Origin of the sequence: Paraburkholderia bryophila (assembly GCF_003269035.1) — a bacterium.
Lineage (GTDB): Bacteria > Pseudomonadota > Gammaproteobacteria > Burkholderiales > Burkholderiaceae > Paraburkholderia > Paraburkholderia bryophila.
In genome coordinates this window covers 1-14747 of sequence record NZ_QLTK01000033.1, presented here as the reverse complement: position 1 = coordinate 14747, position 14747 = coordinate 1, and the positions used below count along the sequence as shown (strand labels likewise).

The window sequence follows — 14747 nt, the reverse complement described above, 5'->3', positions numbered from 1 at the left end:
TCTCGCGTGTCGACGCCGCCGCGCACACGTTCGCTCATTGGCTCGCGAGCTGGGCCTGGGTGTAGAAGCCGTCCTTGATTACCACGTCGACGTTACTCTTCGTCAGCAACGTCGGCTGCAGCAACACCGTGTCGACCTTCTTCTTGCCGTTGTCGTACTGCGCGTTGTAGGCCGGCTTCTCGCCTCTGGCTAGCGCCACGGAGAGTTTGGCCGCTTCGCTGGCGATCAGCTTCAACGGCTTGTAGACGGTCATGGTCTGCGTGCCGGCAATCACGCGCTTCACCGCGGCGAGGTCCGCGTCCTGACCCGACACCGGCACCTTGCCCGCCAGGTGCTGCGCGGCGAGCGCCTGGATCGCGCCGCCGGCGGTGCCGTCGTTCGAGGCGACGATCGCGTCGATCTTGTTGTTGTTCGCGGTCAGCGCATCTTCGGTAATGCGCAGCGCCGTGGCGGCACTCCATTCCGGCACCCACTGCTGACCGACGATCTTGATGTCGCCCTTGTCCATGGCCGGCTTCAGAATCTTGAGCTGGCCTTCGCGCAGCATCTTGGCGTTGTTGTCGGTCGGCGCACCGCCGAGCAGGAAGTAGTTGCCCTTGGGTTGCGCGTTGTAGACGCCTTGGGCCTGCAATTCGCCGACCTTTTCGTTGTCGAACGAGATATAGGCGTCGACGTCGGCGTCGAGAATCAGGCGGTCATACGACACCACCTTGATGCCGGCTTTTCTCGCTTCGGCGACCACATTGCCGAGCGTCTTCGAATTGAACGGCACGATCACGATCACATCCACGCCACGCGAGATCAGGTTCTCGATCTGCGAGATCTGCCGCTCCTCGCTCGCATCGGCCGATTGCACCGACACTTTCGCGCCGAGTTTTTCCGCGGCAGCGACGAAATAATCGCGATCGCGCGACCAGCGTTCGACACGCAGATCGTCGATACAGAAGCCGATTTCAGGGTGATCCTTGCTTGCATGCGCGAGCGGCGCGACAAGCGACAGGCTGGCGAGTACCGCTCCACACACGAGCGAACTCAGTACGGTACGACGCGTTGCGAATTTCATGTCTGTCTCCATCTTCTGATAGCCGGAATACCGGATTGGACGGTTTGCGCTGCGAGCCGCAAGACCGGACAAGCGACAACCCAAAGCTTCCTGTTTCGCGCGGTCGACGTGGCCGTGCGATTTTTTATGTTGCTGCTGCGTGTGCTGCATGTGCTGCGAAGCGTGCTCAACGCCCGCTGTAAATAGCCTGATTCACGATACTTTCCATCAACTCCTGATGCCCACTGGCGTGCTGCGGATTCAATCCGCGCGTGAGTGCGTCCGCCGCCAACGTCGACAACGAATAATCGCCTGACAGAATCTTGCGGCCGAACTCCGCCTCCCAGCCTGCGTAGCGCCGCCGCTTGAATTGATCGAGACGATCGTTTTCAATCAGCACCGCAGCCCGCTCCACGGCGATCGCGAGGTTGTCGATCGCACCGATATGGCCGTAAAACAGATCTTCCGGGTCGACGCTTTGCCGCCGAACCTTCGAATCGAAGTTCATGCCGCCGGTCGTGAATCCACCGTGCTTGAGAATTTCGTAAAGAGCCAACGTCAGTTCTTCCACACTATTTGGGAATTGATCGGTATCCCAGCCGTTCTGCGGATCGCCGCGATTCGCGTCGACGCTGCCGAAGATATCCAGGGCGTAAGCCGTGGCGATCTCGTGATGAAACGAATGGCCGGCAAGCGTCGCGTGATTGGCCTCGATGTTCACGCGAATCTCCTTTTCGAGTCCGTATTGCAACAGAAAGCCGTGAACGGTCGCGACGTCGTAGTCGTACTGATGTTTGGTCGGCTCCTGCGGTTTCGGCTCGATCAGCAGCGCCCCCTTGAAACCGATCCGATGCTTGTGGTCGACCACCATCTGCAGGAAGCGCGCAAGCTGATCGCGTTCGCGCACGAGGTCGGTATTGAGCAGCGTGTCGTAGCCTTCGCGGCCGCCCCACAACACATAGTTCTCTCCGCCGAGCCGGTGCGTGGCGTCGAGCGCATGGCGGACCTGCGTCGCGGCAAACGCGAACACCTCCGGGTCGGGACTGGTCGCGGCGCCGGCGGCGTAGCGCGGATGCGAGAACAGATTGGCCGTGCCCCATAGCAATTTGACGCCGGTGTCCTGCTGCTTGCGCGCCAGGTAGTCGGCCATCCGCGAGAAGTTCTCGCTGTATTCCTTCAGGCTTGCCCCTTCGGGCGCGACATCGGTATCGTGAAACGTGTAGTACGGCGTGGCAAGCTTCGAGAAGAAGTCGAAGGCGGCGTCCGCTTTTTGCTGCGCCCGCTCCATCGCGTCGCCGGCCTGCTGCCACGGGCGTCGAAAAGTCCCATGCCCAAAAATGTCCGTACCTGGCCAGACGAAGGTGTGCCAGTAGCACACCGCAATACGCAGATGTTCTTCGAGGGTTTTACCGAGTACTTTTTTACTTTTATCGTAATGGTGGTACGCAAGCGGGTTGTCCGACTGCGGTCCTTCATAACGGATCTCGGGCATGTGTTCGAAATAGGACATCGGCGTCTCCTGTTTATGTTGCAATGCAACTCGCCCGGCATTACCGCAGCGGTCGACAAGGTGACGCCATGCTGACGCGTGAACGAGGCATCGGCAATTGCGAAATTGCGCAGCGTGCTTGATGTTTCTTACCGCCCGCGTGTTTGATTCGCACGGCTTGGCGATTCGGGGCCTAGAATAACCAGACGCTTAAAAACGATGCAGGTTAAACCCGCATTCAACTGGAGACGAAGGCGCGTGGCGTCCGATTTGCGACCCGCATGCCACCCACCGCCATGACCCGTCCGCAAACACCACAGACGACCCATCGGATCGCGCTGCTGTTCAACGCGAACAAGGTCTACGACCGCGAGATCATTACCGGCATCGGCAACTATCTGTTGTCGACGCGCGTGGCGTGGGATCTGTTTCTCGAAGAGGATTTTCGCTGCCGGCTCACGGGTATCGAGCGTTTCGACGGCGACGGCATCATTGCGGATTTCGACGATCCGGCCGTGGGCGAAGCACTGCGCGATTGCCCGTTGCCAGTGGTGGCGGTGGGGTCGTCGTTCGAAGATCCGGCGCACTACCCTCCGGACTTACCCTATATCGCCACGGATAACAGCAAGCTTATCTCGCTGGCTTACACGCATCTGATCGGCGCCGGTCTCGAACACTTCGCGCTGTACAGCCTGCCGCAAGCGCAGGAAAACCGCTGGGCACAACAGCGTGAACTGGCGTTCGCGCATTTGCGGCGTGCGGACGGCCACAGCGAGGAGCAGATCGACAGCGAGATCTATCGCGGGCTGTCCACCAGCGCCCCGTCATGGAACCAGGCGACCGAACAACTCACGGCGTGGCTGCGGGAATTGCCAAAACCGGTCGGCATCATTGCCGTGACCGACGCACGCGCGCGGCATCTGTTGCAGGCCTGCCTGATCGCGGGCATTCCCGTGCCGGAGGAAGTGGCGATTATCGGCATCGACAACGATCCGCTCACGCGCACGTTGACGCGCATCCCACTTTCGTCGGTCATTCAGGGTACCGACGAAATGGGCCGCACCGCTGCTCACTTGTTGCATCAGATGCTGCACGGCGCGCGTTTTCCGGGGCGACGCATTCTCGTGCCGCCGGTCGGTATCAATGTGCTTGAATCGACCAAACATCAGCCGCTTGCGAGTCCGTATGTGATGCGGGCGCGGCATTTTATCCGCCAGTACGCGTGCCAGGGCATTCGCACCGAGCAGGTGGCCGATTACGTGGGCGTGTCGCGTTCGTCGCTCGAGGAGTACTTCCGGCGCGAACGGCAATGCACCGTGCACCAGGAAATCCTGCGCCATAAACTCGACGTGGCGAAAGCCCTGCTGGCCAAACGCGACGCGTCCAGCGCGGAGGTTGCGATCCGCTGCGGTTTTACGTCGCTGCAGTACATGTATGCGGTATTTCGGCGTGAGCTCGGTTGTACGCCGCGCGAGTACCAGGATCGCGCGAATGCGGCGCAGACGTCGACACCCATGCCTGACTGAGCGCGCCTTTACTCTTTTATTCCGACTCACGACATGATCAGCATCGCACAACTTTCTTCCGAGCCGTGGGGCACGTTGCACGGAGGCGATCCCGTCCGGCTCTTCACGTTGCGCAACGCGCACGGCATGAAAGTCGCCATCAGCGACCTGGGCGCGACGCTGGTGTCGTGGCACGCGCCGGATCGCGCGGGGCGTCTGGGCGATATTCTGCTTGGCCACGACACGCCGGCCGACTACGTGGCGGCCACTACGTATATGGGCGGCCTGATCGGCCGCTGGGCGAACCGCATTGCGGGCGCACGCTTCACGCTCGACGGCATCGAATACACGCTCGACCGCAACGAAGGCGCGAACCTGTTGCATGGCGGCGCCGTGGGGTTTCATCGCGCACTGTGGGACGTGAGCGAGGACAACGGCGCGTTGCTCATGCGGCTGGAGTCGCCCGAAGGCGATGCCGGTTTTCCGGGTAACGTGACCACGCAGGTACGCTACACACTCGACGACGACGGCACGCTGACCCTTGCCTACGAAGCGATCTCCGACGCCGCGACGCCGCTCAATCTGACCAGTCATCCGTACTTCAATCTGACCGGGCGCCCTGGCACGGATATTCGCGGTCATGTACTGTCGATCGACGCCGATCGCTTCTTCGAAATCGACGCGGCGATGATTCCGTGCCAGCTCGCGGAAGTGGCGGGCAATGCATTCGATTTCCGGCAAAGCGCGCCGATCGGCGCACGTCTGGATTGGCCCCATGCGCAACTGGCGCGGGCTCATGGCTTCGATCATTGCTATGTGCTGCACGACGCTGCGAACGCAGCTACGTCGCCGTTACGCCCGGTTGCCTGTGCGTACGACCCGGGCAGCGGCCGCGAATTGACCGTATCGACCGATCAGCGCGGCTTACAGTTCTATACCGGCAACTGGCTGAATGGCGAGAAGGGACGCGGCGGCATCGCCTATCAAGCGCATGCGGGCTTGTGTCTCGAAGCAGGCGGTTTTCCGAACCAGGTCAACATGGCCGGGCAAGAACAGGTGATTCTTCGAGCCGGCGACACCTATCGGCAATTCACGACTTATAAAGTCGGCGTACGCGAAGGTGTGTGATGCGATTCATCCTATCTTACGACGTGGCTTACAGCGCGCCGACTTACTGTTTGCGTCAATACTGAATTAACCGACCTGTAGTTCCCCCAGTACCGCGAGCTTCCTACACTCGTCTAATCGGCGCCGCAATTGCTGCGGTGCCGGATAAAACAATTCCGGAGGGAAGCACTATGAAATCGCTCATCAAAGCCGTTGCGCTAATGGTCGTATTGGCCGCACCCGTGGCGGCGTTCGCGCAATCCGACCAGCAGCCGCTCACGCGTGCACAGGTCAAAGCTCAGTTGAAGCAACTCGAAGACGCCGGATACAACCCGGCCGTCGCGACCGACGCCACCTATCCCGCCGATATTCAGGCAGCCGAAGCACGCGTTGCCGCGCAGAATGCAACCGCCTACGGCAGTCCGGCGGGCGGCTCGTCGCAAGCGGGTTCCAACGCACCGATGAATAGCCAATAGTGCTTCACGTCCAGTTCATTCGATTCGAGCGCATGTCAGGCGCTCGCATCGGCATGCACTCGCATCGGCATGCACTCGCATTGCACCATAGCGAATGACAGCGCGCGACCATGACGACGTCATGTCAGAAATTCCTTTGACGAAAATACTGACTCGGCTATCCTAAGGCGGCAGTTCGGTGGTTCTCGCAGCGTTGCTGCTCACGTCAGCGAGAACTTCTACTCAACGTCGCTTCGGGTCCAATCGTGAAAGTCCGTGGTCCATTGGTGAGATACCAGCCTGGTCGGGAAAGAACGTTCCTGTCCGGCTGTCCGATCGCTCATCAGGGGAGCAACTGCGCTTCGCCATCCCGCCCCCTGTCTATCGATACCGTCCTGTCGCGCCGCTCCGTGCGCCGGCATAACGTGATCGCAGCCCCCTCCGCCATTCCCGTTCGCACCGACGAAATCGCGTCGCTTCTGCCTTAGCCCCCCTCTCTTTTCGCGAGCCTGCGTTGCATGCGGTAGACCGCTCGTTTAGCTAGCGGTCGAGCGTTTGCCGTGCGCTTGTCGTGCGTTTGCATGGTCATGCGGTGCGAGTTCGCTTGCCCGCGCGACACGGCTGCCGGCGCTCGCCTACGCCTGCCATTTTGTTTTGCTGTGCGCTTGCGCTGCGGCAAGCCGCGTCACGCCCCGTCTTGTCCTGCTGGTCGCGCTTGCCGTGATCGCATGGGACGAGTGGACCGTCATGCGTGCGCGTCGTTGCTTCGGCGAAAAACCGAAGATCGAACCCAAGGAGATTGCAGAATGAAGACCCGTCATACCACGCTGCTTTCGCTCACCGGCACGATGCTGTGCTCGCTGACCGCCTTCACCGCGATGAACACCGCGTGCGCCGCGGACACATCGCTGAACGTCTACAACTGGTCGGACTACATAGCGAAAGACACGATCGCCAACTTCGAAAAGCAATCCGGCATCAACGTGAAGTACGACAGTTACGACAGCGACGACACCTTGCAAGCCAAACTGCTCGCGGGCAGTTCAGGCTATGACATCGTGGTGCCGACGTCGAGCTACATGGCGCGGCAGATCGAAGCCGGCGTCTATCAGAAGATCGACAAATCGAAGATGCCGAACCTGGCGAATCTCGATCCGGGGCTCATGAAACTGATCGCCGACGCAGACCCCGGCAATCAATACGGCGTGCCGTGGGCGTGGGGCACCGACGGTATCGGCTATAACGTGCAAGCCGTGAAGAAAGCGCTGGGCGGCGAAGCGCCGGTGGATAGCTGGTCGCTGCTGTTCGATTCGGCCAACCTGTCCAAGGTAAAAAGTTGCGGCGTCTCCTTCCTCGATTCGGCGTCGGATGTTTTCCCCGCCGTGCTTCAGTACATGCATAAAGACCCGAATAGCACCAACCCAGGCGACTACCAGGCAGCGTACGAAGTATTGAAGAAGATCCGGCCGTATATCACGCAGTTCAATTCGTCCGGCTACATCAACGACCTCGCGAACAACGATATCTGCGTCGCGTTCGGTTTTTCAGGCGATGTGGGGATCGCCCGGCGCCGTGCGTCGGAGGCCAAACGCTCCTACGAAGTCCGGTTCTCGAACATCAAGGACGCCGGGCTGGTATGGATGGATGTGATGGTCATTCCGAAAGACGCGCCGCACCCGGAAGCGGCAATGAAATGGATGAACTACATCGAAGACCCGAAGGTCAGCGCCGACATTACCAACGAGGTGTTTTATCCGACCGCGAACCGGGCCGCGCGGCAATTCGTGACGCCCGCCATCGACCAGGATACGAACGTCTATCCGCCCGCAGCCGTGCTGAACAAAATGACATTGATGCGGCCGCAACCGGCGCCGATCATGCGGCTCGAGAACCGGCTTTGGGCACAGTTGAAATCGGGGAGTTGAGCAGCGGGCGTTGAGTTGCAATTAGCTGGACGGCGGCCTTTCTGCCGAAGAGGGTTCTTTCCGGCGTGACGCATGCAGTGGGTGCGTGGGCCACGCTTCTTTTTTATCCTGCAGTTTCTTGCGTTTTGACCAGGACATCATGAGCATTTCGAATATCGTAGACTTCGCGCTGCCGGCGAAAGAAAGCATTGAGTACATGCCAAAGGCCGAAGCGGTACTGGCTGGCAATCCGTCACAGTCCGTTCATACGCACTTCACCAGCCCTTGCGGACAACTCGCGGCAGGTGTGTGGGAAGGCGCACCTGGACAGTGGAGCGTGAACTTCACCGAGAGCGAGTACTGTGAAATTCTCGGAGGCGTGTCCGTCATTCGCGATGCCGACGGGACGAGCAAGACCGTACGGGCGGGCGATCGCTTTCTGATTCCAGCCGGATTCAAAGGGACTTGGGAAGTCCTTGAGCCATGCAGGAAAATTTTCGTTTCGGTGGAGTTCAAGGGATGAACGACGGCGCATTTCAACGAAGAAGTTCGCTTCATCGCGCACCTCTTCGCCGCCTCGCAGCGGCTATACGTCAAACCGCGTAATGCCGGGGATCGGCAACGGCCAGGTTGCCGACCTTACCATCGCGATAAAGGGAGAGATCGAACTTAACGTTCATTTGGTCCGGATCCAGCATGTTGCCTACTACGACAAGGTTCTTCATGCGGGGGCCCGTTGTTACGCCGTCCATTATCGGAACGTGAAATTGTCCGTGGCTCCCTGGAGAGAGAAACTGGGCTGAGACCGAATCGGTTCGCTTCGAATAGGTGATCGCGATCGCTTTGTCGAACGCCCGCATCGGCTGCCCCGTCGATGGCCAGGCGAATAGCTGCGGCGCGCGCGACAGGATCGTTACCGTATCCATGTTTGATTTTTGACTCAGCGCTTTCAGTTCCGATCTAGCGTTGTTTGCAAAACTCTTCGCACGCTCGGACAATGCGCTCGCGTAGTAGTGGCCGGCAATGTCGCCCGCGTTATCGGCGAGTCCCTGCGGCACGCCGTCCGCTGACGGAGCATCCGGCCGGTTTCCTTGCGATAGCTCGAATGTCTCGATGGCGGGCCGCATCGCCGACTTATAGACCGACCCGAACCAGTTAATGATCGGCGTTGCGTTCAGCGCGGCCTCCTGATAAATGGTGTGCATTGCATCGGCCTCCGTATTGCGCCCTTGCGCACGCAACCGGTTCACTTCGTGCCGGAGGTCCTCCGCATGATGGATTTCGGAAAAATTCGGCAGGAGCAACGGCGCCAACGCGGCGGGAGGAAAGGCAAACGATGCGGCCGTGGCAGCGAGGCCGCCGGCAAGATGCGCCGCCGCATTGCCCACGTCCCATTTGGCCTGCTCGTTTTTCGGGTCCGCGATCAGGTGCTTGACGTTGTTGGACAGGTTGATAACCTCCGGCATGATGCCCAATTCAGTCGCGCCATCCGACAACGCTTTCGATGCCAAACCCAGCAGTTCCTTGCCGCCGAGATTGCCCGTAACCAGCAAGTCGCTCGCACCGCGTACGAAATCGTTCGCGCGAGCCTGGACGATCCGCAGCAAAGGCGCTGCGCCGGTTTGTCCGCTGGGAGAGCGACCCATCTGCCCCAACTTGCCATTACCCGCGTATCCGACGCGGTTTGCCTGACTGAACGAGAAAGGCTCACTTTGCTGGGACAGGGAGCGGTAAATGGCTGGAAGAGCTTGCCGGTCTTCTCTCCCTCTGTTCGCGTTGTTTCCACTTTCAACAATCTGATCGGAACGAATCGTTATCGGTATCGCGGCACGCACGAGCGTGCCTGAGATTGACGTCGACATTTGATAGCCTCTGAAGGTGCTATGTGAGCGTTCATTGAAGCATGCTCATTCCGAGGCGAGGTGCTATGGAAGTAACGCAGCGGCCCTTTTGCACGGCCGCGCGTTTCCCGATCGCGCTACGACTTCGTCGATTCGCTATCGCTCGACGCAAAACGCTCGCGATACGCCTGTGGCGTGACCGCGATCGTCCGCATCAAACTGCGCCGCATGGTCTCCTCGCTGCCGAATCCGCAGCGCGCCGCAATGCGCTTGATCGGCAGCGACGTATCCACGAGCAGACCCAACGCAGCCTCGGTGCGAATCTGCTCGATGGCGCGCGCCGGCGTTTTTCCGGTCTTCGCGCGGTAATGGCGCATGAAGCTGCGTTCGCTCATGCCGACACGGTCGGCCAACACGGGGACAGAAAGATCGGCGCTCAGATGTTCCACGATCCACGCGTGAAGTTCGCCGAATGGATCGTCGTCCTGTTGCAGCGACAAGGCCGTACTGAACTGCGACTGCCCGCCCGGTCGCTTGAGAAACACCACCAGTTCTCGCGCCACGTCGAGCGCCATTGAACGGCCGAGATCTTCTTCGACGAGCGCGAGCGCCAGATCGATACCTGCCGTGACGCCCGCCGACGTCCACACCGTCCCGTCCTGAATGAAAATCCGGTCCGGTTCCACCTGCAACGCCGGGTATTGCTGCAAAAGTTCATTGCAGTGCGCCCAGTGCGTCACGACACGGCGTTCATCCAGCAGCCCGGCCGCCGCGAGCAGGAAAGCGCCCGTGCACACAGACGCCACCCGCCGCGATACGGCAGCGTGCTGGCGCACCCAGCGGGTCAGCACCGTGTCGCGCGATGCCGCGTGAACCCCTCTTCCGCCCGCGACGATGAACGTGTCGGACGGCGTGCGCGCCGACGGCAACGCATGCGCGACGAGCCCCAGGCCTGCGGAAGACACGACCGTGCCCGCCTGAGCGGCGATCACGCGCGGCTCATAGCACGGAGCGAGACCCCGCCCACGTGCGAGTTCGTTCGCGGAGGCGAATACTTGCAACGGCCCCGAAACGTCGAGGAGTTGCACATCGGGAAAGGCGAGGACGTTGATCGATCGAAGCGCTTTACGCATGGCAGCCTGGCGGAAAATGTTGGATATATGGCATTCCCGCCAGACAGTACTTGCGTACAGTTTGTCTGTCCATCCCCAGATTGCCTGCCGAACGCGGAGCAGGCCACACTATTCAAATACCGAGGTACTGCAATGACGCTTCACATTGGCTTGCTGGTATTCCCGCTCGTGCAGCAGCTCGACCTGACCGGGCCGCACGACGTCTTTGCTTCGCTACCCGATACGACGGTTCATCTTCTCTGGAAAGACCTTGCGCCGCTGAAATCGAGCAGCGGACTAACGCTTGTACCGGACACCACGTTCGACGACTGCCCCGCGCTCGACGTCATCTGCGTCCCCGGTGGCACCGGGGTCGGCGCCCTGATGGAAGATCCGGAAACCCTCGACTTCATCCGGCGACAGGCGAGCCAGGCGCGCTTCGTCACATCCGTCTGCACCGGCGCACTCGTGCTCGGTGCGGCCGGTCTGCTGCGTGGACGCAGGGCGACGACGCATTGGGCGTTTCATGAATTGCTCGAACCATTGGGCGCAATTCCGGTGCGCGATCGCGTAGTTCGCGACGGTAATCTGATCACTGGCGGCGGCGTGACCGCGGGTATCGATTTCGCGCTGACGGTGGCGAGCGAATTGGTCGGTGAGCAGCAAGCGCAGGCGGTTCAGTTACAGCTCGAATACGCACCCGCGCCGCCGTTCGACGCCGGCAGCCCGGAGACCGCGCCGCCCTCCGTCGTGGAGTCGGTACGTCAGCGGTCCGCGGATTCGCTGGCGCGACGCCGCGCGATCGTTACGCGGGTCGCTGCATTGCTTTGATGAAAAGGCTCAGTCGAGCGGACGCCAACGTCCCGACTCCGGGCACACCATGACTTTTTCGCCGTCGAGCCGGACTTGCTCTTCATCCAGTTGCAATGCAGTGGAAGGCGCGACGTCGAAATCAACCTTGAGCGCTTGTGCTACGTGAGCGTTTTCAATCGGTAGCTCCCACGTCAGGAATAGCTGCACATAGTCCTCTTCGGAGGCGAAATTGGCGGCATTGAAACCGCTGCTGCCTCGTTGAATGACGCCGTGAGGCTGGCCCGTGTCGAATATCAACGCCGTGCCGCGCTTCAGCGGAATGCGTTGACCGGCAGACGGAAAATGCACGTCGAGTCCGCGGTCTTCGCTCAGGAAGAGATTGCAGAACGCCGCGCCGCCGTATTGCTCGGCGTCGTGGTGATACCTCGCGCCTCGGCAGACCATCAGGGCGACGTCGCTGGATGCGAGCACGTCGGGCAATCCAAGCGCGTGCGTCCAGTCCGACACGGCCTGCACGCAGCGGCCGTAGTCCGGCCAACGCGCCCGTGCTCGCGCCAAAGGCATGACTTCGACGTCGCCAGGTTCGAGGACCATGTTCGTCGCGATTTCACGTTGCCAATCTGCGAGCAAACGTGGCGAAGGCATGGGAATGTCGAGCGCACCGGACAGCACGATGTCGCTGACGTAGCGACTGCGGATAACGTCGCCACTCAAGAAGTAAGAAGTCAGCACTTGTCCCACTCGATGCAATCGCGGAGGTAACGCATTGGGATCATTGTTCCCGGCATGAAGCGCCCGTTATCGGTTCGACTTGCGTCGCATGGGAGCTTTCTCACGCGCACTAGTTGCCGGTTCGCCGCTGCCGCCACGAGGCTTTCTAACATTGCGCGGCGGCTCGGCAGTTGTGCCGCAGATCAACGCGACACCCGCCTTGGCCGTTGCGCGCAGCGACGCGCGTGAATCACCCGCGCGCGAGCGCAGCGCCAGACTGTGCAGAACCGCGGAGGCGACCTTCGCCAATACGGCGGCGTTGGCGGCGCTATCGAGTTCACCTGCTGCCTTGGCCCGTTCGAGGCGCCGTTCGAACGAGGCGTCGAAGGTGTTCAACCCCGCTGCGAGCTTCTCGCGAACTTCCTGATCCGCCCTCGATTCCGCCAACGCCGTGCCGATCAGAAAGCAGCCGCGCGGTGTCTCGTCAATCGGCAGGTAGATCGCCAGCGCGCCGTCGTACACCGACATCAACGCATCGGCTAAAGGACGATCTCCGGCGAGCGCGGCTTCCATGCCCTGAAGCCCGGTTTCGATGTACCGGTCCAGCGTGCTCAGATAGAGCGCGTGTTTGTCGCCGAACGCACCGTAGAGGCTCGGCCGGTTCATCCCCGTCGACTCGCTCAACGCGTCGAGCGAGGTGCCGGAATAGCCGCCCTCCCAGAACGCGTCTCGCGCATCGCTCAACGCCTGCTCGGGATCGTAAGTGCGTGGCCGGCCACGCGAGCGCTTGTCCGTTTTTGTACCGGTCTGCATAAAATTTCTTGCCATGATGGATTTTTATACACTATAGTACAAAAACTATCCCAACGACCGGAGCCGTCAGCATGGAGCTTTACTTCTCGCCACTCGCCTGTTCGCTCGCCACACGCATTGCGCTTTATGAAGCAAATGCGGACGCGCAGTTCATTGAAGTCGACACGAAGTCAAAGCAACTACGTGACGGCTCCGATTTCTATCCGCTCAATCCTTTGGGCCAGGTGCCCGTGCTGCGTACCGACGAGGGTTGGCTGCTCAAGGAGAACACCGCGATCCTGCCGTATGTGGCCGATGCATTTCCGGCGGCCCAGCTTGCGCCGGCGGTCGGCACGGCGGAGCGTGCGAAGTTGCAGGAGTGGTTGGGTTTTATCAGCACGGAACTGCACAAGGGCGTATTCGTGCCGCTGCTCGATCCGCACGCATCCGCGGACGTTCGGGCCTACACGCAGAACAATGTCGCGCTGCGCCTCAACGTGCTCGAACAGCATCTCGGCGAACGGGAGTTCCTGCTGGACCGCTTCACGGTCGCGGACGCTTACCTCGTTACCGTGCTGAACTGGGCTCAGTATGGTGGCGTCGACCTCGCCGAGTGGCCTGCGGTCGCCGCGTACTACAAACGGACGGCGCTTCGGCCGCTTGTCGCCAGGGCGTTGAGGGAAGAAATCGCGCTGTTTGGCGAGCAGCAGGCGAGACGGCAAGCACGCGCTTCGTGAGCGTGCAGGTGGCAGCGCCTCCGGGCGCTGCACGTGCCGAAACAGCGAACTCTCCGTTCCTATACACTGCGCGCAAAGATGATCGACACTTGCCTGCAGGGTAAAAAATCGAATGGTACAAATCCACCCGCTGATACTCGACGACGCGGAGCCGCTCCTTCAGTTCGAATTGCAAAACCGCGCTTATTTCGAGCACTGGATCAATGCTCGCGACACCGGCTTCTACAACATCGACTCCGTCAAGGCCGCGATAGAAACGGCGCAGAAAGAAACACGCGACGACAAGGCCTATCAGTTTCTCGTCAAACGAGACGAAGAGATTGTCGGTCGAATCAACCTGACGGGCGTGGAGCGGCGTTACTACAACAAAGCAATGCTCGGGTATCGCATTGGCGAGCAGTTCGCGGGACACGGCTACGCGTCTAAAGCGGTCGAACTCGCGCTACAAACCGCGCGTGCCGATTTGAAACTGTGGCGAGTCGAGGCGACGGTACGGCCTGAAAATCAGGCCTCCACCCGCGTGCTGGAACGTAATGGTTTTGTCGCTTACGGTAGAGCAACGCGCAGCATGCGGCTGCATGGCGTGTGGTACGACCTGTTGCATTTTGAACGTCATCTCGATGGCGCAACGGTCGAAGCGGACTGAAGTGAAATGAAGCGCGGCTACCGCATCACCGCAGCCGCATCAGAACAAAACCGCACACCAGACCGACCGGCATTCCGATCAACGCCATCACCCCAAGCAATCCGCCAGCGAGTAACCCCAGAAACGTCGACAACGCAATCAGCACCGGCCGGTTGTCGATACCTCGCCGCTGCATACTCGTCGCGGCGATCTCCATGGTGATCGTGTACAGCAAGGTCGGTAGAGCCATGACCACCGAAACCAGCGGCAGGCAGCGGCCCCATTGTTCGAACCACGTGCCGTCACGCCAGCCGTCGCACAACGCAAACAGCAGCGCCCCGAGGATCAATGGCAGTAAAAAACCCGTCAGCAATCGAACCAGGCTGTGTGGAAACCCGATGAGATTGCAATGCGACGCATGATTGCTGACCGCCGCAGTGCGTTTGGTTGCCTTTTCGGCCATCAATGGGACGACGAGACTGCGAGCCTCTCCAACGCGTTCCAGACGAGTTTATGGCTTTTTTTCAGGGCCTAAAGGGGTTCTCACGCACCCACCAGCCGCATCGCCTTCATTGTCTTTTTAAAGCCCAGGATTCTCAGCACTCGCGTGAGAT

Annotated in this window: 15 protein-coding genes; 8 read left to right on the top strand and 7 right to left on the bottom strand. The window is 60.5% G+C overall.

Annotation, left to right across the window (positions count from 1 at the left end; all coding sequences use genetic code 11):
• Positions 1–34 precede the first annotated feature (34 nt).
• Together xylF and xylA are read right to left on the bottom strand one after the other, a co-directional pair.
• On the bottom strand, positions 35–1063 hold the full coding sequence (gene xylF, locus BX591_RS30675) for a D-xylose ABC transporter substrate-binding protein (RefSeq protein ID WP_111935073.1): 1029 nt from the start codon (positions 1061–1063) through the stop codon (positions 35–37).
• A 166-nt stretch (positions 1064–1229) separates the two neighbouring features.
• Positions 1230–2552 carry a xylose isomerase gene (gene xylA / locus BX591_RS30670; protein ID WP_111935072.1) on the bottom strand — a complete coding sequence of 441 codons (1323 nt, stop codon included), beginning with the start codon at positions 2550–2552 and terminating at the stop codon, positions 1230–1232.
• Between the two features lie 275 nt (positions 2553–2827).
• Between xylA and BX591_RS30665 the strand changes: the two genes are divergently transcribed.
• The 5 genes from BX591_RS30665 (at position 2828) to BX591_RS30640 (ending at position 8025) form a co-directional block, all read left to right on the top strand.
• Complete coding sequence (locus BX591_RS30665) at positions 2828–4057, top strand: XylR family transcriptional regulator (RefSeq protein ID WP_111935119.1); 1230 nt, start codon at positions 2828–2830, stop codon at positions 4055–4057.
• Positions 4058–4090: 33 nt separating this feature from the next.
• Positions 4091–5164: an aldose epimerase family protein gene (locus tag BX591_RS30660; RefSeq protein WP_111935071.1), complete on the top strand. Its 1074-nt coding sequence runs from the start codon at positions 4091–4093 to the stop codon at positions 5162–5164.
• Positions 5165–5334: 170 nt separating this feature from the next.
• Positions 5335–5619 (top strand): DUF4148 domain-containing protein, encoded by a 285-nt coding sequence (locus tag BX591_RS30655; protein WP_111935070.1) that lies wholly within the window; start codon positions 5335–5337, stop codon positions 5617–5619.
• 827 nt (positions 5620–6446) lie between these two features.
• Complete coding sequence (locus BX591_RS30645; protein ID WP_244147171.1) at positions 6447–7523, top strand: polyamine ABC transporter substrate-binding protein; 1077 nt, start codon at positions 6447–6449, stop codon at positions 7521–7523.
• A 139-nt stretch (positions 7524–7662) separates the two neighbouring features.
• Positions 7663–8025: a cupin domain-containing protein gene (locus tag BX591_RS30640; protein WP_111935118.1), complete on the top strand. Its 363-nt coding sequence runs from the start codon at positions 7663–7665 to the stop codon at positions 8023–8025.
• 70 nt (positions 8026–8095) lie between these two features.
• On the opposite strand, the gene BX591_RS30635 is transcribed toward BX591_RS30640, so the two are convergent.
• A complete protein-coding gene (locus BX591_RS30635; protein WP_146749835.1) occupies positions 8096–9364 on the bottom strand; it encodes a hypothetical protein in 1269 nt (422 codons plus the stop codon).
• 116 nt (positions 9365–9480) lie between these two features.
• The gene (locus BX591_RS30630) at positions 9481–10476 is read right to left on the bottom strand and encodes a GlxA family transcriptional regulator (RefSeq protein ID WP_111935067.1); all 996 of its coding nucleotides are present in this window, start codon (positions 10474–10476) and stop codon (positions 9481–9483) included.
• A 132-nt stretch (positions 10477–10608) separates the two neighbouring features.
• On the opposite strand from BX591_RS30630, the gene BX591_RS30625 reads away from it, so the two are divergent.
• Entirely contained in the window at positions 10609–11286 is a 678-nt protein-coding gene (locus tag BX591_RS30625; protein ID WP_111935066.1) for a DJ-1/PfpI family protein, read from the top strand.
• A 9-nt stretch (positions 11287–11295) separates the two neighbouring features.
• On the opposite strand, the gene BX591_RS30620 is transcribed toward BX591_RS30625, so the two are convergent.
• Together BX591_RS30620 and BX591_RS30615 are read right to left on the bottom strand one after the other, a co-directional pair.
• Positions 11296–12000, bottom strand: coding sequence for a hypothetical protein (locus BX591_RS30620; RefSeq protein WP_111935065.1), 705 nt, complete (start codon positions 11998–12000; stop codon positions 11296–11298).
• Positions 12001–12066: 66 nt separating this feature from the next.
• Positions 12067–12792: a TetR/AcrR family transcriptional regulator gene (locus tag BX591_RS30615; RefSeq protein WP_111935064.1), complete on the bottom strand. Its 726-nt coding sequence runs from the start codon at positions 12790–12792 to the stop codon at positions 12067–12069.
• Between the two features lie 71 nt (positions 12793–12863).
• On the opposite strand from BX591_RS30615, the gene BX591_RS30610 reads away from it, so the two are divergent.
• Both BX591_RS30610 and BX591_RS30605 read left to right on the top strand, forming a co-directional pair.
• Positions 12864–13508 (top strand): glutathione S-transferase C-terminal domain-containing protein, encoded by a 645-nt coding sequence (locus tag BX591_RS30610; RefSeq protein ID WP_111935063.1) that lies wholly within the window; start codon positions 12864–12866, stop codon positions 13506–13508.
• 112 nt (positions 13509–13620) lie between these two features.
• Entirely contained in the window at positions 13621–14154 is a 534-nt protein-coding gene (locus BX591_RS30605) for a GNAT family N-acetyltransferase (protein WP_111935062.1), read from the top strand.
• A 25-nt stretch (positions 14155–14179) separates the two neighbouring features.
• Here the strand turns inward: BX591_RS30605 and BX591_RS30600 are convergent, their stop codons facing one another.
• Positions 14180–14596, bottom strand: coding sequence for a hypothetical protein (locus tag BX591_RS30600; RefSeq protein ID WP_111935061.1), 417 nt, complete (start codon positions 14594–14596; stop codon positions 14180–14182).
• Positions 14597–14747: the final 151 nt, after the last annotated feature.

Excerpts from the sequence above, each read along its gene's own strand:
- xylF (WP_111935073.1), bottom strand. The coding sequence starts at position 1,063 with ATGAAATTCGCAACGCGTCGTACCGTACTGAGTTCGCTCGTGTGTGGA.
- xylA (WP_111935072.1), bottom strand. The coding sequence starts at position 2,552 with ATGTCCTATTTCGAACACATGCCCGAGATCCGTTATGAAGGACCGCAG.
- BX591_RS30665 (WP_111935119.1), top strand. The coding sequence starts at position 2,828 with ATGACCCGTCCGCAAACACCACAGACGACCCATCGGATCGCGCTGCTG.
- BX591_RS30660 (WP_111935071.1), top strand. The coding sequence starts at position 4,091 with ATGATCAGCATCGCACAACTTTCTTCCGAGCCGTGGGGCACGTTGCAC.
- BX591_RS30655 (WP_111935070.1), top strand. The coding sequence starts at position 5,335 with ATGAAATCGCTCATCAAAGCCGTTGCGCTAATGGTCGTATTGGCCGCA.
- BX591_RS30645 (WP_244147171.1), top strand. The coding sequence starts at position 6,447 with ATGCTGTGCTCGCTGACCGCCTTCACCGCGATGAACACCGCGTGCGCC.
- BX591_RS30640 (WP_111935118.1), top strand. The coding sequence starts at position 7,663 with ATGAGCATTTCGAATATCGTAGACTTCGCGCTGCCGGCGAAAGAAAGC.
- BX591_RS30635 (WP_146749835.1), bottom strand. The coding sequence starts at position 9,364 with ATGTCGACGTCAATCTCAGGCACGCTCGTGCGTGCCGCGATACCGATA.
- BX591_RS30630 (WP_111935067.1), bottom strand. The coding sequence starts at position 10,476 with ATGCGTAAAGCGCTTCGATCGATCAACGTCCTCGCCTTTCCCGATGTG.
- BX591_RS30625 (WP_111935066.1), top strand. The coding sequence starts at position 10,609 with ATGACGCTTCACATTGGCTTGCTGGTATTCCCGCTCGTGCAGCAGCTC.
- BX591_RS30615 (WP_111935064.1), bottom strand. The coding sequence starts at position 12,792 with ATGCAGACCGGTACAAAAACGGACAAGCGCTCGCGTGGCCGGCCACGC.
- BX591_RS30610 (WP_111935063.1), top strand. The coding sequence starts at position 12,864 with ATGGAGCTTTACTTCTCGCCACTCGCCTGTTCGCTCGCCACACGCATT.
- BX591_RS30605 (WP_111935062.1), top strand. The coding sequence starts at position 13,621 with ATGGTACAAATCCACCCGCTGATACTCGACGACGCGGAGCCGCTCCTT.
- BX591_RS30600 (WP_111935061.1), bottom strand. The coding sequence starts at position 14,596 with ATGGCCGAAAAGGCAACCAAACGCACTGCGGCGGTCAGCAATCATGCG.